Below are 20,258 nucleotides of genomic sequence, written 5' to 3'. Positions count from 1 at the left end.
CGTTTGTTGATGATACACCGGGCACTCGCAACTTTACAGCCCTTGGGTCCAGCTTTTACATGTCTGATCTCACCGCCGGATTTTCGGTCACTGACTTCCCGACTCATTAAGCCGGCAATGCTGTCCCCGGCAGTACAGCCTTTGATGTGAGCCACATCGTCCCCGCGCAGGTGTTGGCCGGATTGGCCCCATATCGACAAAATACGCTCTGGCCTTTTGCTGCGGGCGCTATCACCTTGGCAATCAAGGCAAGGCTGGGTCATTCGGTGACCTGGGAACTTGTCCATCATGAGTAGAATGGGACCCAGGCCTTGATCGCTTCAATTCTCTTGCTGCTGCAAGCTGCGACATCGCCGGCCGGGACCGCTCGCGTGCCTGCTTCCGAAACGCGCGCGAGGGACGTTGTCGTCACGGGCGTGTCGCTCGCCAGCCTCAAGAAAGCGGTCGACGACTGTCTGCAAAGTCATTGCCCGGCCACGGACGACATCGTCCGTTCCCAAGAGTACGCCAACGGTCAGTTTGCGCTGGGTGATTATGCGGGGAGCCGCGAAACCCTGAGAAAGGCTCGCCACAGGAACGCACGCTACGCATCATCCATCCCGGTCGAGGTAGCGGGACTCCACAGGGCAACCGGCCGGATTACCGGCCTGGTCGGACTTCCGGATTCCGAACAGTTGCTGATGATCGACGCTGTTGACGCTTTAAAGGCTGGATTGAACAAGGACGATGTTCGCGTTCTGCTGGCACGGCTGGAGGTTGGTGACGCGTACGCCAGGGATCGTCGCCTCGACGAGGCGATCGAGCGCTATGACACAGTGCGGAGCCAGGCCAGGCGGCTGTCGCTTCGACCTGTCGAGGGTATGGCAATGCTGCGCAAGGCAGTGCTGCTCTCCGCCGTGGCGAGCACCCAGTCCATCTACAACGGCCGCGCGCGCGCCGCGGTGAAGGAGATACAGCAAACGTCAGATGCAGACATGGCGCCCTTTCGCAATGCCTGCCAGTTGATCCAGGTCCAACTGACCAGGAAAGCGAGCGAGCGGGACGCCGCCTTCGACGCTGCCATTGCACGCATGGAGCCGCTTGCATCAACACGCCCTACGCTGCTCTATTCACCACCTGTCGAACTCGCCCCGAGTATTCACGACCTGACCGCGAACTCTGACACGCCCTGGGCCGACATCAGCTTTCTGGTCACCCCAGACGGGCATGTTGGCGATGTTCAGCTAGTCGCGAAATCGGGCCACCTGGAGCGGCAGTGGCTTCGGCCGGTGATCCAGGCGACCAGCCAGCGCCGTTACATGCCCATGGCACTTTCCGGATCAACGGGCCTGCGGCAAACGGTGCGCTACTCATTCGTCGGCGACCTTGTAGCACGGTCTGGCTCACACCTTCTGTACCGCTCGCCAACGCCGCGGGTCGTCTCGATCGACATGACCCCTGATAGCAACTATCTCCCTCTCAAGGACGGCTGACACCCGCGACGTGGCGGGGCTTGTCGGACGGGGTTGGGATGAGCGCAGCCTGCTGTCGTCGGTGCCGTGGCCTGTTCACACAGGCGCCCCGAACAGGTGCCCGATCGCGGCCGTCGCACCCATTGCGACGACACCCCATAACGTGACGCGCGCAACCGCACGGCCGATCTTCGCGCCGCCGATCCATGCGCCAATCGCGCCCAACAACGCCAGCAGCAGCAACGCGATCACGGAAACGGTGATGACGATGCTGTCTATCGGAGCGACAAAGGCGACGAGCACTGGCACGATTGCTCCAGCCGTGAAGGCAAGCGCCGACGATAAGGCGGCCTGCACCGGGCGGGCCGCCAGCTCGTCCGACAGGCCGAGTTCATCGCGCTTGTGAGCACCCAGCGCGTCATGCGCCATCATTTGTTCGGCGACTTGGCGCGCCACTACAGGGGTGACGCCCCGTGACACATAGATGGCGGCAAGTTCAGCCGTTTCCTGCTCGGGCACGCGCGCCAGTTCGGCTCGCTCGCGGGCAAGGTCGGCGCGTTCAGTGTCGGACTGCGAGCTGACCGAAACATATTCGCCGGCGGCCATCGACAGCGCGCCACCGACCAGAGCCGCCGCCCCCGCCAGCAGCACCTTGGCATGAGTGGCACTCGGCGCAGCGGCTACCCCGACCAGCAAACTCGAAACCGAAATAATCCCGTCGTTCGCCCCCAACACTCCCGCGCGAAGCCAGCCGGTGCGGTGAACCAGGTGGTGTTCCAGCGGCGGCCCAGGCGGATCGCCGGCATCCCGCGTATCGCGAGGCGCAGGGGTGACAGCCGTGGATTGATCGACAGTCATCGTGGACTCTCAGTCTGCTGGCCCATCGTGCCACTAGGGTTCCAGATGTGCGATGATTAATTGTCGGTCCGCCTGACCCGCCTCTATCCCTCGTGCGGAACGTGCTCGCCGCGCGATCACCGGCGAGCCAGTTTCACCTCATCCTTGGTGATGAACCTGTCAGAAGCGTAGAAGCGAGCCAGCCGCGCCGCATCGTTCTGCGACGGATCGGTCAGCCATCGGGTGTGCCAGGTCATGAACCACAGCCAGTCGGCCTGTGGACCCAGCAGCGCAGGATCGGGGATCGGCCCGTTCTCGTGCAGGCAGATCGGCACCGTGTCGCCGACGATCGCCTTCACCTTTCCAAACATCGGCGCCAGGTTGCCATGATCCTCGACATAGATGTCGGCGCCCGCGACATCCACGTAAGCGCGACCGGGATAATAGGCCGGATCGACATTCTGCCCCGCCCAGCCAAGCACCCAGATCAGGTTGTCGAGGCCGCGTGTCCGGGCAAAGTCATCGTACATCAGCCGCCACAACGCCTTGAACGCGTCGGGCCCGTGCTTCCCCCACCAGAACCAATCGCCGCTGAATTCGTGAAACGGCCGCCACAACACGGGCACCCGTTTGTCGCGCAGCTCTGCCAGCAGATCGCCGACCTGCTTCATTTGCTGAAGCATCAGCCTGTTCTGCGGCGTGCCCGGCGTCAGCGCCTGCCCGACGTCGAAGTCCTTTTTCGAGTTTTCGTACCCGGTACCGATGTCCGGTGCGCCCCAATGCCAGCACAGCGTCACGATCCCGCCCGACCGGTGCCAGTCGGTTGCCCGCGTATTGACCCCCGCCAGATCCGCAGGATCGATATAGTCGAGGCCAAGAATGGCCGGCAGCTTGCCGGTCGTGCGCTGGAGGTACTCCAGCTCCTGGCCATGGCCACCCGGCCGCTCCTGCTGCCCGGTCAGCGTGTGCTTGCCATAGTGCGACCAGAGATACGCATAAAGCGCCTTCGCCTCCGCCGAAGCCGTTGGGTTGCTGAGCCTGTGCGATGACCGTCGCGCCGCCGCCAGATGCCCCGGCATCGCCGACAGCAATCCGGCTGCGGCGGCACCGGCCAGGGCCTTGCGCCGGCTCCAATCTGGTCCAGTGTTGCTCACCGCCTCTTCTCCATGCCTGTCGGCTCGACCACGGCGACGGCACCGCCACTCGCCGCCAGATGCAACGTCAGCCGATCGCTCGCGGACACCCTGCGCGCGTCGTCCCGCAGTTGATCGGGAGCATCCCCGTCCTGCCACAGGCTTGCCGTGAACTTGCCCGAGCCAAGGAAGCTGAGCGGCAGCGACACGTCACGCGCGCTCTCCCCGTTCATCGCGCCAATATACCAGCGCGCTCCCTTGCGCCGGGCGACCGCGATATGTTCACCGACTTCTCCGTCCAGGAACCGCGTTTCGTCCCAGCCTGTCGGCACGGACCTGATGAAGCTGAGCCCCGCCGGCGATGCGGCATAGGTGTCGGGGCTGTCCGACACCATCGCGACCGGGCTCGGATAGACGATGTACATGGCGAGGCCATGCGCGCGGCTGGTCTGCACAAACGGCAGCGCGTTTCGAAAGGCGAAAGCAGCAGGCGCAACATTGCGAAAACCACCGGGCGTATAATCCATCGGCCCGACCAGCGCGCGCGTATAGCCGAGCATGACGTTGTGGCGCGCGGTGATGCGGCTCGACCATTTGTTGTATTCGGCACCCAGCACGCCTTCCTGGGTCACGAAATTGGGCCATGTCCGGTTGAGGCCGCGCGGCGTGAAGGCACCATGGAAGTTGACCATCAGCCTGTGGCGGGCCGCGGATTCGAGCACGCGATTATACCAGGCGACGATCGCCTGATCGTCACGGTCCATGAAGTCTGCCTTGATGCCCGCGACACCCTTTTTCTCGAAAAAGGTCATGGCTTCTTCAAGTTGCGCGTCCAGCGCGCGCCAGTGCACCCACAGCCAGATGCGGACACCCTTGGCCTTGGCATGGGCCAGCACCGCGTCGAGGTCGAAAGCATCGGTGGGGCGGGTCAGGTCAGTGCCGGGCAGCACCAGCGGCGCCTTGCCCGAACCCACATACCAGCCATCGTCGATCAGGGCATAGGGCAGGCCCTGGGCAGCGGCGAAATCGATATAGGCCTTGGCCGTATCGGTCGTGGTGCCCTGGTCGGTCTTGCCGTGAACGGAAAAACCGTTCCACCAGTCCCAGGCGGACAGGCCCGGCTTGATCCAGCTCGTGTCGGCAATGCGCGACGGGCTGGCAAGGTCGCTGACCAGCGTGGAGCCGACCAGGTCCCCTGCCCTGTCGCCCAGCATGACCACGCGCCAGGGGGTCCGGATCGGACTGCCGAGCCGCGACCTGACCGCCACCCGCGGGTCGTCCAGCGCCGGCGACAGCTTCGCCCTGAAACCCAGGCCGCCATCGCCGCGCCCCGTCAGGTACAGGCCGCCAAAATCGCCGAGGTCACTCTCGGCCAGGGCGAATGCGCTCCGGCCTGTTTGGCAGAGAACCGGCAGGTCGAACAGATTGTGTTCGCGGACCCTCGTGGTGTCGACGGGATCGAACTCGCCTTCATGGCTCGACCCGGTATGGCCGACGTTAAAGCCCCAGCAGCGCCACGCCTGCGGAAAGCGGAACTCGGTCTCCTCGACACGGACCAGCGCCGCCGCGGTGGCGGGCTGCAGCGGCAGCACGGTGCGGAACGCGACGCCCTTGTCCGTCGCCCGAACCACCAGGTCGAGTTGGCGCCGCGCACCGGCGGGCTCGCGAAAGTGCACCACCATCTCGCGATACGCACCACCGCCCGTCGCCGCATTGCCGGCGACAATCGGGTAGCGATCATCCCCGCTGCGCCGCTCCTCACCCTCGCGAACCATGCCATAGCCGATACGGTCGTCCGTCAGCTCCAGCGCGATGGGCGATGGCGCGATCAGGATCTCGCCATTGCGGCTGACCGACCAGGTTGGGCGGCCCTGATCGTCCTGCGCGACGGTGACCTGGTTATGCCCGTCGGGCGACGCCAGCGTGACCGGCACCGCCGCCGCAGCCAGAGCAACAGCGAGGATCACAGGCCCATCCCCTTCAACACCGGCTCGATCACCGTCGCCATGGCATCATAGCCGGCCTCTGTCGGATGCACGCCGTCATAGGCGAGGCCGGCCTTCATCGCGCCGGAAGCATCGGCAAGGACCGGGGTATAGTCGACAAAGGTCGCACGCTGGCGCGCGGCCCAACCGCGTGCCCATCCATTGATGGCGCGGATCGGCGTCACCGTGTCCAGCCCGGGACGCCATGGAAAGTTGCCTGCGGGGGGAACACTGGCAAGCAGCACCTTGATCCCGTTCGCCGTTGCAAGCTGCGCCATGGCGGTCAGGGTCGCCTCGGTCTGCTCGAGCGTCATTGGCCCGGTGTTGCCGGCGATGTCGTTGGTGCCCGCCATGATGTGCACCGCCTTGGGCCGCAGTGCCACGACATCGGCCATGAACCGCACCAGCATCTGCGGCGAGGTCTGCCCGCCGATGCCGCGCCCGATCCGCCCGGGACGAAAGAAGCCGGGCCGCTTGTCGCGCCACCCCTGCGTAATGGAGTCGCCCATGAACACGATCCCAACCGGCACGCGAGAGGCGATCAGCTGCCGGTTCTCCTCGACATAGCGACCGGTCCAGGCCCAATCATCGTGCAGGCGCTTCTCGGCTGCGGCATGATCGGCAGCAAAGGCAGGCCGTGCCAGCATCGATCCGACCACGGGCGCGGCCAAGGCGCCGGCCAACAAGTGACGTCGTTCAATCACTCTCACCTCCTATCGTGCCGAAACGCGCTGTTCAGGGACGTTCCAACCGCGCAACGTGAAGCTGGGGACGGCGGCGATGCTGGCCGGGTATCGCACCTCGATCGAGCGCTTTTCCCCCGGCATCAGCGACACGTAATTGTCGCTGTAGAACGCAGGCAGGATACGCTGGCCTTTGGCATCCACCAAAGTCAGCTTTGCGGCGAGTGCGGGCGTCTGACTCGCATTCGCCAGCGTCACCGTGACCCGGCGATCCTGGCCGTCGCCGACCGGCGCTGCGGCGGTAAGCGTCAATGGCGCCTGGCCCATGTCGTTCAGCGCCCGGTACGCAGCCGTGTCGCGCCCGCGCCAGTAAAAATTCTCCGACACGGGTGCGCCGGCGGCGTCATTGAGCGTTAGCCGCACCAGCACCATCGGGTTTGCCGCAAACAGCCCATCGAGCGGCACGGCTGCAAGCGGGGTGGCACGATTGGCGAGCGCATCGACCCGGTCGGTACGGGTGAACAATTCGCGTCCGTCCAGGGTCGTGACCCGCGCCGTCGCCGTCAGTCCATGCCGATCCTCCCGTGTGGTGTTCAGCACGATGAGTTCGTTGCCCGGCTGGTTCAGCTGCACATGGACGGGCTCGGCCGCCTTCTTCGACCCATAATAGGCGGCGTGGGTGTCGTAATCCCATGAATAGATCTGCCACGCATTGGACGGCCATGCGGGCTGGGTCATCCACAACAGGCGGCCCGAGTTCTTGGTCCACAGATGGCCCAGAAACCCTTCGAACATCGCCTTGTGGGTTTCGAGGTTCATCATCTGCGCCTTGCGCTCGAAATCCTCGAAACTGGTTGCTACGCCGAACATCGTGTCGAGCGCCGCCAAGAACGTCTTGGTGTCGCCGTTCCCGCTGAAATGCCAGTCGTGATAGGCAAGCACGTCACCAAGCGGCCAGCGGTCCGCATCCGGAACATAGCTCTTGATCGACTCCAGCGTGGACAGCGACGGCGTTCCGGTTTCCACCGAAAAGCCGGTGGCGAGGTTGGTGAAGTAGCCTACCGGCGGACGGTAATTGTACGGGCCGGAGCCTTGCAGGTTCACTGTATTGGAGCTGCCCGTAAACCAGCGTGTCCCGTCCAGCTCGAACACCGCCTTGTCCAACCCTTCGTTCAGCGTCGGATAGGGCACACCTTCGTTGCGGCCGAACCACAGGATGATCGAAGGGTGGTTGCGATAGCGTGCGATCGTGTCGCGTGCGTTGGCCAGGAACAGCGAGGGGTCGTCCGGTTCGACCTGGAAATTCTGCGTCGACTGCCAGAAATCGTTCAGTACCATAATGCCGTTTTCATCGGCCAGATCGTAGAATTCGTCCTCGTCGTTGTTGCCCATCCAGTTCCGGATGATGTTCATGTGCGCCTCTTTCTGGAGGCGGAAGTATGGGGCCAACCGCTCCCGGCTGACGCGCTTCATGGCATCGTCCATTCCCCAGTTGCCGCCGCGCGCGGCGATGCGAACGCCGTTCACGCGGATTGCGAGGTGCGGCTCGGGCAAGGTATCCGCAATCTGCGTCACGGCGGGGGAGGATTCACCCGCCGTCGTCAGCGACTCCACCCAGCCGGTCGGCGTTTCCTTGATCGCCTCATGCCGGACGTCGATCAGCTTGGTGCCAGAAAGCGCTCCGTTCGTGGTCTGGACGTTGACCCGGCGCAGCGCACCAGCCCGGTCGAACAGCGACAGGTCGTAGCTCACCTCCCTGATGCCAAAGCGGGTCTGCTTGCGGTCGCTGACCGTACCGGCGTCGACCACTTCGACCGAGAGGTCGTGCATCGCCGGGTCACCATAGCCGTTCGGCCACCACAGCTTCGGGTTCGCCACTGCCAGCTGCCGATACTCTGCCGGGGTGAACCGCACTGCCGTTTCGCCGGGAGCGACTGTTAGCGTGCGCTCTACCCGCACCGCGTCAAAGCCGGCGCGAACGGTAACCTGGCGCGGTGCGCTCGTGTCGTTCTTGATCGGCACGGTCACATAGATGTCGGCCCGATCGGTCCGGGGCAGCGGCAGGTCCGTGACGACGTGCGGATCACCGATCCGGACAGAGCCGTGCGCCTGCAACTCGACGGGCCGCCAGATGCCCGTGTTGCGATCGCGGATGCCGGGGATCCAGTCCCAACCTTCGGTCGCGACAAAGGTCGGTCCGTCGATGGCAAGCTGGCCGCCATTCTCGCCCACTCCGCCCGCCACGGATTGCTCGTGCGGGATGCCAGGGTGAGGCGGCGGCGACACGCGCACGACCACGATGTTCTCGCCCGCCTGGGGCTGGATGTCGAACTGGCCGCGGATAAAGGCGCCGCGCGTTCCGCCAAGACGAATGCCGTTGATCCACACTTCAGAGGCGTAGTTGATGCCACCGAACACCAGCGTCAGCTTCTTGCCCGCCGCATCCGCCGGCACGGTGAAGCGAGTCCGATACCACCAGTCCTGGCGGGACAGGCTTTCCGGGATCTTGAGGTTGTTCAGGCCATAATAGGGGTCGGGGTAAACGCCGCGATCGACCAGCGTCGTCAGCACGGTTCCGGGCACCGTGGCGGCTCGCCAGACCTTGCCGGCCGGCTTGCCGGTGCGTGACAGGGCCGCGCCATCGCCCGGCACGTCAGTGGCGGAGGCAAGCTCCCAACCATTGATCTGCCACCGGTCGGGGCCGATCGGCGCCAGCGCCGGCTGCTTCGGGACGGGCTTGGCGACTGGCGCGGAATATGCGCCGTCGCGGGTCTGCGGCAGGGTCCAGGCGTCCTGTTGCCGGGTGAGGCCGATATTGGCCTGCTTTTGAAAGGGCCATCCAACGCCAACCCGCCACATCTGCACCAGGTCGAAATCCGGCCGCGCCTTGGCCCGGATAGCGATCTCTCGATCGCTGGTGCTCGCCGCCGATACTCGGGCATCGACCAGGTCACCGCCAAAATGAGCGGCGCCCGCCTTTGCCGGAGCGACCGACAAGTGCGTTGCCACCGCCGACGACGACGCCGCGCGCGATGCAACAGGACGACCGTCGACGAACAAGGTCAGCGTGCGTCCGTCCGACGAGGCGGCAAGGTGTGTCCAGCGCCCGGGCAGCACGACGGCCCCGCCCGTCAGTCGAATGTCACCGTCGCGGACAACGGCGCGTCCGCCGTGGAGCGCCAGACACCGGCAGGCCCCCTCCCCAGTCCCGAGGGTGAGCAGCACGACTTCCCCATCCTGGCGGGCAGCGGGGCGGACCCAGGTGGAAAGCGTGTAGGGCGACCCCGCCGACGCCAGCGCATCGGCGCCCGTCAGGTCACGCTCCACCCCGATACCGCCAGCCAGGATCGACACGTTGAACGGCCCGGCCGGGAGGGCCAGAGGGCCCGTTCGCTCCTGACCGGTCGCGATAGTTGCTACCCCCGCCAACAGAGTAGCTGCGGCTACTGCCTTCCACATCCTGGTCGCCATCGTGCCTCTCCTGATCAGTCTATGTTTATGGTCGCCGCTCAACTGGCGGCGTGGTGTTCGCAAAGGGTCAAAGCCATCGCGATCGGCCCCATCGGTCCCGCCAGGTCGCCAAGGCCCGGCCCGGTGACATAAGCGCCGGTCGGCGCGGGCAGATCGACATAACCTGCCAGAATCTGTCGAAGCCGCGCTTCCACCTTGTCCAGAAGGTGCGGCTGCCCGTTCGTCACCCCGCCCCCGATCAGGATCCGTCTCGGCGCCGTCGAGAGCACCAGCATCTGGCATAGCTGGGCCAGGGCATCCGCCGGCTCATCCCAGAACATGTGGTCGGGGGCCGGCGACTGGTCCCAGCCCAGGCGGGCCATTCGCGCACCGATTGCGCTGCCAGAGGCCAGCCCTTCCACGCAGGAGCCATGAAAGGGACAATTGCCCGGCCAGTCTGCCCCCGGCAGGCGCGGCACGCCAACATGGCCAAGCTCGCAATGGCCAAAGCCACGCGTCGGGCGGCCCGCCACGATCAACCCGACGCCCACCCCTGTGCCGACCGTGACATAGGCATAGTCATCCAGGCCACGCGCATCGCCCCATCGCCCTTCGGCCAGTGCCGCGCCATTGACGTCGGTGTCGAAGGCGCTCGGCACGGGAAAGGGGGCCGCAAGCGCGCCGAGCACGTCTGCCCCCTGCCAACCCGGTTTGCTCGTCGTGGTGATGCGGCCATATTCAGGAAAGTTCGGATCGAGTGCGATCGGGCCGAATGATGCGATGCCAAGCGCCTGAAACTGCTCGCTACGCCACCAGCCATCCAGAACCCCGGCCAGCGCCGACAGGGTCGCAACAGGATCGCTCGTCGGGACAGTAACCTGCTCGTCGATCTGGGTGCCGTCGCGCGACAGCACAGCCACGCATTTGGTGCCGCCGAGCTCGACTCCTGCAACCCGTGTCGCCCCGCCTGCAGAACGAAGCTTGCCCGCTTCGATCATCACGCCGCAGGGCCTGCTAGATCGTCTCGCGATCGCGTGCGCAGCCTAAGCCCAGAGTTCATCGCTCTCCCCTTGCAGCGTCCTTGTCTGGCCGGCGTCTGCACCGGCCATCAGCGCTCCTGTAATTTATTAAATCAAAATTGGTATTCGTCAAACGTGCAATGGAAGCGCTAACATGACTTAATGGGCGGCAAGCTTGGCGGGCCTTCCCGGCCGGGATTAAGCAGAGCGTTTACAGGGAGCCCCATTGCCCCATGCTGGATCGTATCAGATCAACACGAGGTGACTCAGGAACCGGGGACAGCCGTGGCGGACGGCTGTCGCGGTCATTGTCGGGCACGAACCTTGCCCGTGCGGGCGACTACAACCAGCGCACCGTGCTGCAGGCGATCCGGCTTGCGCCCGGCATCACTCGGGTCGAGATTGCGGAGCAGACCGGGCTGACGGCGCCCACCATCGCGAACATCACCAGCCGGCTTGTCGACCTTGACCTCATCCGCGTGACCGGCCGTCGCCAGGGCGGCCGCGGACAGCCAGCGCTGCGGCTGGAGGTTGCGCCCGATGGAGCGTTTTCGATCGGCCTCAACATCGATCGCGATCACCTGTCCCTAGTTGTCGTCGATCTCGCTGGCTCCGTGCGCAGCCGGGTGACGCGGGAACATGCCTGGCCACTGCCCGGCGACGTGGTGGCGTTCGTTCGCGACGAGCTGGCACCTGCACTTGAGGCGGGCGGCGTTGATCGCTCCCGCGTGCTCGGCGCTGGTGTCGCGCTGCCCGATGAACTCGGTCGTATCGCCCTGCCCCACCGGCCAGCCACATATGACCAATGGCTCGATATCGATCCCGCGGAACTGCTGGCGCCGGTGCTGCCCTGGCCCATCCACACCGACAACGACGCTGCGGCGGCCGCACTGGGGGAGGCGGAGTACGGGACCGCGTTCAACAACCCCAGCTTCGTGTACCTGCTCGTCAGCGCCGGACTGGGCGGCGGGGTCGTCGTCGATCGCAGCTACCACCGCGGAGCGAACGCACGATCGGGTGAAATCGGCCTCATGCCGGACCCAACGTCGGACCGGCCCGGCGCCATGGTACAGGACACGGTGTCGCTATCCGCGCTGCTCGACCGCTTGGGCGATGTCGGCTTCACAGTCGGCGTGGAGCAACTGGCCGACCTGAACGGCGCGGCAGCTGCGGTGGTGGACCAATGGCTTGCCGATGCCGTGCGATCGCTGGTCCAGCCGCTGATCGCTATTAATTGCCTGATCAACCCCGACGCCGTGTTGATCGGCGGCCGCCTTCCCCTGCCCCTGATCGAGCGGCTGGCCGCTGACCTCAATCGGGAACTGGAAAACGTGCCCCTCCCGGCCCGCGCCCCGGTGATGCCTGCCGACATGGCACAGGATGCTCCCGCCATCGGTGCCGCCATCCTGCCCCTGCTGGCTCACCTGCTCCCCTCTGACGCCATCCTGATCCAGGCAGGCCGCTAGGCGCTGCTGGGGCACAAACAAAGACAGCCGCGGCACGAGGCCGCGGCTGCAAGGGGGAGTGGTATCTGCAGGATTACAGAGTCAGGCGAACGCTGAGGGTGTACTGACGGTCGCTCTTGAAGAATGAACGCGGTGCCGTGAGGCCATCGCCATTCAGGAGGAACCGCGTCTTCGTGGTCGTGTCGAGCAGGTTCTGCGCCTCCACGCCAATCTTGAAGTGCGGGTTGACCGTGTAGAACAGCGACCCGTCCATCTGCCCCGACGCGGTTGCCATCACGGGCAGGAACGGGAAGCAGCAATCGCGGTTGGTCAGCAGGTACTTCGAACGCCAGCTATACGCGACGCGAGCATAGATACCGGCGAAATCGTAAAACACGGACGCGTTGAAATTGTGGGTCGACAATCCTTGCAGCGGCAGGTTGCTGTACAGGCCCGTGATGTCCTGCGGCGGTCGGCTGCCATCGGCCGGGCCGTTGGCTGGCACGGAGTTCGGGATTTTGCCGGCCTTCACGTACGTGTAGGTCAACTGCGTCCCAAGACCACTCAGCGGGCCGGGGAGGAAGTCGAACGTCTGCTGGTACGCGACTTCTGCGCCCTTGATGTTCGAATTGCCGCTAACGTTGGCAGGCCCGTTCACCGCGACGTCGAACGTCTGCCCGCCATTGGACAGGGTCCGGATATAGCCGAAATTGTCCAGAATGATGTTCGACAGGTCCTTGTAGAACAAGGCACCGGTCAGCGAGCCCACCTTGGCGAAATACCATTCGGCGGTGACATCGACCTGCTTGGCGCGAACGGGCGTCAGGAACGGGTTACGCGCGCTTGCCTGGAAGCCGAAGCTGCCTGCCGCGTTGCCGCCGGACGGCGTTGCACCGATATAATTGCGCAGGTCGCCGAAGTTCGGCCGCGACAACGCCTTTGATGCCGCCACACGGAACAGCAGCGTTGGCGAAACCTGCAGCTTCAGGTTCAGGCTCGGCAGCCAGTCATCATATTTCTGGACGGCGGTGTCCGGCGATGAGGCGCCGTTCGAAAAGGCCAGTACGTTCGCCTGCTGCGCCGCCGAAATGGTGCAGATCGCCGGGATGGTACCCTGACCGTTCGGACGGCTGAGCTGATAGCGGCAATATTCCGACAGGCTGGATCCAAAGCCGGGCTCGGTAACCGGCGTGAAGATGCTGCTGGCGTTGGGGTACGTGATCGACCCCACTGAATCGTCGCGGGTGCGGACATAGCGGATGCCGACATTGCCGCTCAGCCCGATCCCGCCGCCGATGTCGTCGGTGCCAAAGTCGATCCGGGCATAAGCGGCCCAGGTCTTCTCACGGTTCTTGTAGATTTCGTTCGGGCGGAAATAGCCGTCGATCAGGTTGGCGTTGGGGAACGTCTGGCCCGCCGCGTTCTTGGGCGGGGCAGAACCGTCGAGCGTTCGGTCCTCGACCGGCGTGTAGCTGCCGCCGCCAGCGGCAGACGCGCGGCGAAGCAGCTCCATCAATGCGTCATGGTCGTTCAGCACCGAATCCGGCACGAACGTGGTTCCCGGCGGCGTTACCGCCTGGCCGCGGAAGAAGTTCTCGAAATTGTAGAACTGCCCGTCGCCCGGCTGCAGGTTGGCGAAGCTGACCGGGCCAGCCGACGCCCATGTCTCGGATACGTTGCCCCAGTTGCTGTAGTCGTTGCTACGCACCGTCTGCTGGCGATCGGAATAGCGTCCGCCCACGCGCAACTGGCGCAAAAAGCCACCGTCGCTGAAATCATAGGCTGCGTCAGCGCGGAAGGCCCACTCGTCCCCGTCATTCCGCGCCAGGTTGTTGAACGCGTCGCGGAAATAGATCGAGTTCGGGTTAGCGAAGTATGCGGCGGTGTTCTGCTGCCCGCCGATCAGTGCGCCATTGGCATCGGTCGCCGAAGATGGCGTGATGAACTGAATGGTCGGCACCTTGCCGCGGGTGTCGATCGCGACCTGGGAGAAGGTGCCCGTATCCAGGATGTCGTCATCGGCGTTCAGCTTCGACTTAACGTATTGGCCATCGAAGTTGAGGTGCAGCCTGTCGATCGGCTCCCATTTGATATTGAGCGACTGATCCTGCGTGATCGACTTCGAATAGAAGTGCCGGTTGGACTGGGTCGTGAAGATGCCGTTGGGCGCGAACTGCGCGAGCGGTCCATAGCCGCCGCCATTCGGGCGATTGCCCTGAATCAGGCCGGTGGTCTTGCCCAGCGTCCCCGACGTGAAAACGCCGTCGTCATCATAAGTAGCCGCGCCGATCGGGAAGACGGTGTTGACGTCGCCATAATAGACGTTCGGCTCGACCGTGTGCTCCAGCCACTCTTCCGTGCTCTCGGTTCGGACGAACTGCGCGGTCGCAAGGAAGGTGCGGTCGGCATTCTCGAATTGCAGCGCACCCGAGAAGCCGAGGCGGCGGCGATCGAAATCCTGCGTGCGCGATCCCCCACCAAGCGGCGCGTACACGAAGTCGCGGCCGACCGGGACGGGGAATGTATCGAACACCGTGGACTGATAGGCAGTCCCTGCGTTCAGGGTGCGCCCCTCGCCCGCGTCCTGAACCCCGTTGCCGTTCTTGTCGTCATTGTAGCGCGGCAGGTACGACGACAGGAACACGGAGTCCGCGCGGCTGCGGATGCGCGAATAAGTGCCCGACGCGAGCACGCCGAAGCGGCTGCCGCCCGACGTGTCCCAGGTCTTGGACACAAGGCCCACCACCGACGGGGCGCTCTTTCCTTCAAGGTCGCCGCCGTTGATGCTGCCCGACAGGAACAACAGGTCCTTGGAGCTGTCGAACGGCTTGCGGGTGTTGATGTTGACGCTGCCCGAGATGCCACCCTCGATCAGGTCGGCGGTCAGGTTCTTGAACACCTCGACCGACCCGACGATCTCGGTCGGGATATCGTTGAAGCCGATCTCGCGCCCGCCGCCGACGGCGAACGCGTCACGGCCGTTGAACTCGCCGCGAACATAGCTGAGGCCGCGGATCACCACGCCCGATCCCTGGACGGAGAAGTGCTGCGAATCGTTCGATGCGGCAAAGCGGGTAATCGCGACGCCCGGCACGCGCTGAAGCGCCTCGTTGACCGACCGATCGGGAAGCGCGCCGATGTCCTCTGCCGTGATCGCGTCCACCACCGTGTCGGCGTTGCGCTTCAGCGACTGCGCGTTGGCGAGCGACTGCCGGATGCCGGTAACGACCACGTCCTCGCCAGCGTCCGCTTCCGGAGTGGCAACATCGGCGGGAGTGACCGGCGACTGATCGGTCTGCGCCTGCGCCTCTATGCTGGTCGAATTGGACAGGGGCTTCTTGAGCCCACTCTGTCCGGCCGACTGGACGTTGTCACCCTGTGCGGGCTGGTTGGGGTCGGTCTGTTCCGCACCGGGCCTGTCGGTCGTCTGTGCCGAAGCTTCGCCAGCCAGCATCAATGCCAGCACGGACACCGTCGCGGCCCACCGACTGCCGGAAATCTGCGCCTTCATCTCTCGATCCTCCCTTTGGCCCCTGACAGGTGCTCGTGCTTTCCAGCCAAGAGGCTGGGCTTGAATCTTTCGTAACAAGCTTCACCGCGCCTCTCAAGAGATTATCGAAAGTTGATATAATTAGTGCGGACGGTACGAATATCTGGAGGGAGAGAGACATGCCGGTCCAGCCAAGATCACGGGTCGTCATCTTGGGTGGGGGAACGGCAGGCTGGATGACGGCTGCCGCGCTGTCGGCGCTGGCTGGCGCTGCTTGCAAGGTCACGCTGGTCGAATCAGCCGATATCGGCATCGTCGGCGTTGGCGAGGCGACGCTGCCCCATTTGCGGGCCTTCATCACGCGCCTTGGCATCGACGAGCACGCCTTCATGGCCGCGACAGAGGCGACCTTTAAACTCGGGATCGAGTTCCGGGATTTCGGCAGGATCGGCGACCGCTACATTCACCCGTTCGGAAGCTATGGCCAACCGTTGAACGGGATCGCCTTTCACCATCACTGGCTTCGACGTCGCGGGGCGGATGGCACCTCCCCGATCGGCGACTATTCACCCGCCGTGGTCGCGGCGGAACAGAGCCGCTTCGCCTTTCCGTCGAACCGGAACGTGACCAACAGCTTCGGCTACGCCTATCAGTTCGATGCTACTCGGTTTGCGCCATTCCTGCGCACATGGTCGGAGGAGCGCGGCGTGCGTCGCGTCGAGGGGCTCGTCGCCAATGTCGACCGCGACGACCCGACCGGTGACGTGCGCGCACTGCAACTCTCCGACGGGCAGCGGATCGAGGGTGACCTGTTCATCGACTGTTCGGGGTTCCGCAGTGTGCTTCTTGGCACCGCCCTGGATGAGCCGTGGGAGGATTGGTCGCACTGGCTGCCCTGTGATCGCGCCGTTGCTGCGCCGTGCGCCTCCCCGCCAGGACCGATCGAGCCATTCACGCGCGCGGTCGCCATGCCGGCCGGATGGCGCTGGCGCATTCCGCTGCGGCATCGCGTCGGCAACGGCTATGTCTATTCAAGCGCGCATTGCGATGATGCAACCGCGCAAGCAGCATTGCTGGACGCGCTGGAGACGCCTTCACTGGCCGAACCACGGTTGTTGCGCTTCAAGGCAGGGCGGCGGCGCAGGAGTTGGGTCGGCAATGTGATCGCGGTGGGCCTCGCCTCCGGGTTCCTGGAGCCGCTCGAGTCCACCAGCATCTACCTCGTCCAGATGGCGATCACGCGGTTGCTGGAGCACTTCCCCGGACGGACGATCGAGCCGGTTGACCGCGACGGCTTCAACGCCGCCGTTGACGCCGAATATGATCGCATCCGCGACTTCCTGATCCTCCACTACCATGCCACGACCCGCGACGATTCTCCCTTCTGGGATCATGTCCGCACCATGCGAATCCCGGACAGCCTGGAGGAAAAGCTGGAGCTTTGGCGGCGGAGCGCGCAGGTCCAGCAATATGGCTATGGCCTGTTCCTGGAGCCCAGCTGGGTGGCGGTGTATCTGGGCCAGGGGATCATTCCCGAACGCTGGGACCAACGGGCCGATTTGCTGGGCGAGGAGGCGCTCGACCGTGCCCTGGCCGAACTTCGCGCCGCGATCGCGCGTGAGGTCGCGGCCATGCCCGATCACCGTGACCAGCTGATGCGTGCGGCATGAGTGCGTCGCCCCCGATCCGCACCGTCGCGATTGTCGGTAGCGGGGTCGTCGCCGGGATGGCTGCGCTGGCGTTGACGCGCACCCTGCCCCACGCTCGCGTCGAGCTGGTCACCATGCCTGTTCCGGCCGAAGCGCTGGCGGACCGGCTGCCGCGCCTGTGGCCATCCGCCTTTCCGCTTCTGCCTTCACTCGGCTTGGCGGAAGCGGACCTGCTGGCCCGCGGCATTGCGGCTCCCCTTCTCGCCCGCCGCTTTACTGGCTGGAGCCGGTCGGGCGGCCGCTGGATGTGCCCGGAGGGGGAGACAGTCCGCATCCCCGGCACGGGCGCGCTCCACCAGCGTTGGCTTCATGCCGGTGCCCGCATGGCCTTTCACGACCTTTTCCCCGCGGCCGCGCTGGCTGAAGCGGGCCGCTTCTCCCCGGACGCACTGGTTTCGACCGAACTGGCGCAGGCGGACGTGACGCTCGCCCTCGCCCCGGACCGCTTTGGCGCGGTTATCGGCGCGGGGTGCCAACGGGCGAACGTGGTCGTCAGCGAAGGCCCTTTGCAAGCCGCGCTGCCCGGACCTGATGGCGGCTGGCGGGCGATCCGCCTGGCGAGCGGCCGCGTGATAGAAGCGGACCTGTTCGTTTGGGCGGCGGGCAAGCCGCTTCCGGGCGAGGAATGGCTGGACTGGTCCGGGGTCCTCCCAGCGGATCGCCTGACCGTCACACGAACCGACGCGTCGGGGCTGGTCGACGAGTATGAAACAGTCGGCGACGGGTGGCGTGCGCGGTGGGCACATGGCGACACGGGGATTGGCGCAGTCGCCTTCAATGCGGGCATCGGGCAGGCAAAGCCTGTCAGCGATGCGGCAGAACCGCTGAAACTGACGCCCGGTGCGGCTGCGTATGGGTGGACCGGCAATTTGCTGCGTCTGGGCGACGGGGCCGCGCAACTCGGCGCCCTCGCCCTGCCCGGCTTTACCCTGGCGGCGCACCATCTGCTTCTCGCGCTCGAACTGCTGCCCGCTCGGGACATGGAGCCCGTCCTTGTCGCGGAATACAATCGGAGGGCCCGCCTTAGAACCGAGCACCTTCGCGACTTCGTCGCCGCGCACTATCTGGCAGGCGGGCGACGCCGTGGCCCGTTCTGGACGGGGTTGTCAGCAGTTGAACCACCGTCGTCACTGGCGGACACGCTTGCCCAGTTCCGCCGACGCGGACAGCTGCCGCATCGCGACGAGGACAGCGTGCCCGCCGACGCCTGGCGTGCGGTCCTCCTCGGGCAGGGGATTCGCCCCGCCGTTCCCGACCCGGTAGTGCTCGGCACCGATCGGAACGTTGAGCGACAGACCTTGATGAGCGCCTGTCGGTCTCTCGCCATGCAAGCAGCTCAGTTTCCCGACGGCGCACCGGCGCCCGGCATCAGTTTCGTGAGAGTACCGAAGCCCCACACGGCGCAGGACTGAGCTTGTAGTCCGCGCATCGGGCCTGCCCGTTGATCAACGCATCGTGGTGCCGGCAGAAGCCGTCATCCGCTCGCGTCGAACCCGCGGCTGATGACAGCACCGCCAGCCCCGGCAGCGCTACCTCCAGCCTGGCCCCGTCCTGGCAAAAATGCGTGCAACCGCGGCAGCCCGCAGGTGCAACGAGACGCATTCCGAGAGCGCCCAGCAGTCTCACCGCAAGGTTCATTGTCCAAGCGTCGCCCAATATGCCCCGAACACGTAAATCGACAGCACGAACCCCAGCGAAAGGTTGACCCCGACGCCCGCCGTGAATGCGGCAAACGGCTTTCGCCCTGCGGCCGCCAGATCTCGAAATCGGGTGGTCAGGCCGATGCTGAAGAAGCAAAAGATGAAGGCCCAGGTACGCAGGTCCTTTATCGGCCCGACCAGCCCCGCCACCGCGACGCGATTATAGTCGGCAAGGCTGTAGCTCGCCGTGGCAATCGTGATGATCCCGGAGGCCAGGAAGAACCCGATGATGAACTTCGGGAAACGCCGCCAGACCTCGCGCGGGTCGGGAGCCACACCCGGCGACCGCTCCCAGCGAGTAGTTGCGACCACTGCAAGGCCGACCGCCCAGATTCCGATCCACATGTCGCGGCCAACCACCTTCATCAGCGTGAACGCCTGCAGCGCCTGGTCTGCGGTGCCGGCGATGCCAGGGATCCGGCCGGCATAGCCGCCATAGGCCTGGGCCGCGGCTATCCCGGCGGCGTCGGCAAATTCCGATGTGCCGATCCAGGCCCCCGCCACGCCCGTCGGCAGGTGCATCGCGCGCGCGGCGAGCGGCAGAACAAAGATCATGATGATTGCCCACAGGACGACCAGGGTGATCGTGACCGCGGTGTGCTCCTTCCGACCGCCAACCGCGCCGGCCACGGCGATTGCCGCAGAGACCCCGCATACCGCGCCGCCAACACCCAGCGTCGCCGCAAAGCGCCGGTCTAACCCCAGCTTGATCGCGACAAGGTAGATCACGCCAAAGGTGACGACCGACACGATCGACGCCTGCAGCACGGCGATCGGCCCAGCGAGCAGGAGCAGCGAAAAGGGCAGCGTCGCGCCCAGCAGCACGATGCCGGTCTTGACGTAGAACTCGCCTCGAAACTCCGCATCGAGCCAGCGCGGCAGGTGGCCGACATTGGCGATGACGAGCCCGAGAAGAAGGGCAACCAGCGGCGGTTCCAGATTGTACCGGGTCGCGCCATCCCACTGCCCGATCACGAAGATCAGATAGGCCGCCACATACAGAAAGGCGAACGCCGGCGCGAAAGCGCGAACCCGCTGCCCCAGCGCCGAAAGCACGACGGAAAAGGCCGCCAGCCAGAACAGGAACTGCGCGCCATAGCGGGCCCAATTGGCAACCAGGTCAGCCGCGACTTGCCCCGGATGCGTCCAGCGGGGCGGCAGCACAGCCAGCCAGCGCAGGCTGCCACCACTCCAGAACAGGACGCAAGCGAGCACCACCACGAACAGCCCAATGGAGAGCGCCCACCAATCCTCGCTCAGCCTTGGCGCGCGCTGGCCCGTGCTGTTCGCCGCCGTCGATCCTGCTGTTGTCGCCATGCGCATCCCCCCTGATCAGCAACGAGCGTCATCGCGGGC

At 65.3% G+C, this 20,258-nt stretch carries 12 protein-coding genes; 4 read left to right on the top strand and 8 right to left on the bottom strand.

Going from position 1 to position 20,258, the window contains the following annotated elements:
• The first annotated feature begins 371 nt into the window (after positions 1-371).
• Positions 372-1,472 carry an energy transducer TonB gene (locus FHS94_RS15310; RefSeq protein WP_221234804.1) on the top strand — a complete coding sequence of 367 codons (1,101 nt, stop codon included), beginning with the start codon at positions 372-374 and terminating at the stop codon, positions 1,470-1,472.
• A 75-nt stretch (positions 1,473-1,547) separates the two neighbouring features.
• Here the strand turns inward: FHS94_RS15310 and FHS94_RS15305 are convergent, their stop codons facing one another.
• From FHS94_RS15305 to FHS94_RS15280, 6 genes are all read right to left on the bottom strand, one after another.
• Positions 1,548-2,309, bottom strand: a complete 762-nt coding sequence (locus FHS94_RS15305; RefSeq protein ID WP_184059445.1) for a VIT1/CCC1 transporter family protein — start codon at positions 2,307-2,309, stop codon at positions 1,548-1,550.
• 116 nt (positions 2,310-2,425) lie between these two features.
• Complete coding sequence (locus tag FHS94_RS15300; RefSeq protein ID WP_343055312.1) at positions 2,426-3,442, bottom strand: glycosyl hydrolase; 1,017 nt, start codon at positions 3,440-3,442, stop codon at positions 2,426-2,428.
• The gene (locus FHS94_RS15295; RefSeq protein ID WP_184059443.1) at positions 3,439-5,388 is read right to left on the bottom strand and encodes a glycoside hydrolase family 97 catalytic domain-containing protein; all 1,950 of its coding nucleotides are present in this window, start codon (positions 5,386-5,388) and stop codon (positions 3,439-3,441) included. Before FHS94_RS15295 ends, FHS94_RS15300 begins: the two co-directional genes overlap by 4 nt.
• Entirely contained in the window at positions 5,385-6,110 is a 726-nt protein-coding gene (locus FHS94_RS15290) for a GDSL-type esterase/lipase family protein (protein ID WP_184059441.1), read from the bottom strand. Before FHS94_RS15290 ends, FHS94_RS15295 begins: the two co-directional genes overlap by 4 nt.
• Before the next feature lie 9 nt (positions 6,111-6,119).
• Positions 6,120-9,560 carry a glycosyl hydrolase 2 galactose-binding domain-containing protein gene (locus FHS94_RS15285; RefSeq protein WP_246348651.1) on the bottom strand — a complete coding sequence of 1,147 codons (3,441 nt, stop codon included), beginning with the start codon at positions 9,558-9,560 and terminating at the stop codon, positions 6,120-6,122.
• A gap of 38 nt (positions 9,561-9,598) precedes the next feature.
• On the bottom strand, positions 9,599-10,537 hold the full coding sequence (locus FHS94_RS15280) for an ROK family protein (protein WP_184059695.1): 939 nt from the start codon (positions 10,535-10,537) through the stop codon (positions 9,599-9,601).
• Between the two features lie 254 nt (positions 10,538-10,791).
• Here FHS94_RS15280 and FHS94_RS15275 point away from each other — a divergent pair, with 254 nt between their 5' ends.
• Entirely contained in the window at positions 10,792-12,024 is a 1,233-nt protein-coding gene (locus tag FHS94_RS15275) for an ROK family transcriptional regulator (protein WP_184059439.1), read from the top strand.
• Positions 12,025-12,097: 73 nt separating this feature from the next.
• Here the strand turns inward: FHS94_RS15275 and FHS94_RS15270 are convergent, their stop codons facing one another.
• Positions 12,098-15,514, bottom strand: a complete 3,417-nt coding sequence (locus tag FHS94_RS15270) for a TonB-dependent receptor (protein WP_184059437.1) — start codon at positions 15,512-15,514, stop codon at positions 12,098-12,100.
• 158 nt (positions 15,515-15,672) lie between these two features.
• On the opposite strand from FHS94_RS15270, the gene FHS94_RS15265 reads away from it, so the two are divergent.
• Together FHS94_RS15265 and FHS94_RS15260 are read left to right on the top strand one after the other, a co-directional pair.
• The gene (locus FHS94_RS15265) at positions 15,673-17,163 is read left to right on the top strand and encodes a tryptophan halogenase family protein (protein ID WP_184059435.1); all 1,491 of its coding nucleotides are present in this window, start codon (positions 15,673-15,675) and stop codon (positions 17,161-17,163) included.
• On the top strand, positions 17,160-18,614 hold the full coding sequence (locus tag FHS94_RS15260; RefSeq protein ID WP_184059433.1) for a tryptophan 7-halogenase: 1,455 nt from the start codon (positions 17,160-17,162) through the stop codon (positions 18,612-18,614). The genes FHS94_RS15265 and FHS94_RS15260 overlap by 4 nt, the downstream gene beginning before the upstream one ends.
• A 222-nt stretch (positions 18,615-18,836) precedes the next feature.
• Here FHS94_RS15260 and FHS94_RS15255 read toward each other — a convergent pair whose 3' ends face one another.
• Entirely contained in the window at positions 18,837-20,219 is a 1,383-nt protein-coding gene (locus tag FHS94_RS15255) for a YeiH family protein (protein WP_184059431.1), read from the bottom strand.
• Between the last annotated feature and the right edge of the window lie 39 nt (positions 20,220-20,258).

This window comes from Sphingomonas aerophila (genome assembly GCF_014199305.1).
GTDB classification, from domain to species: Bacteria; Pseudomonadota; Alphaproteobacteria; order Sphingomonadales; family Sphingomonadaceae; genus Sphingomonas; species Sphingomonas aerophila.
The sequence above is the reverse complement of the archived record's forward strand: the minus strand, read 5'-3'. Positions and strand labels throughout refer to the sequence as shown.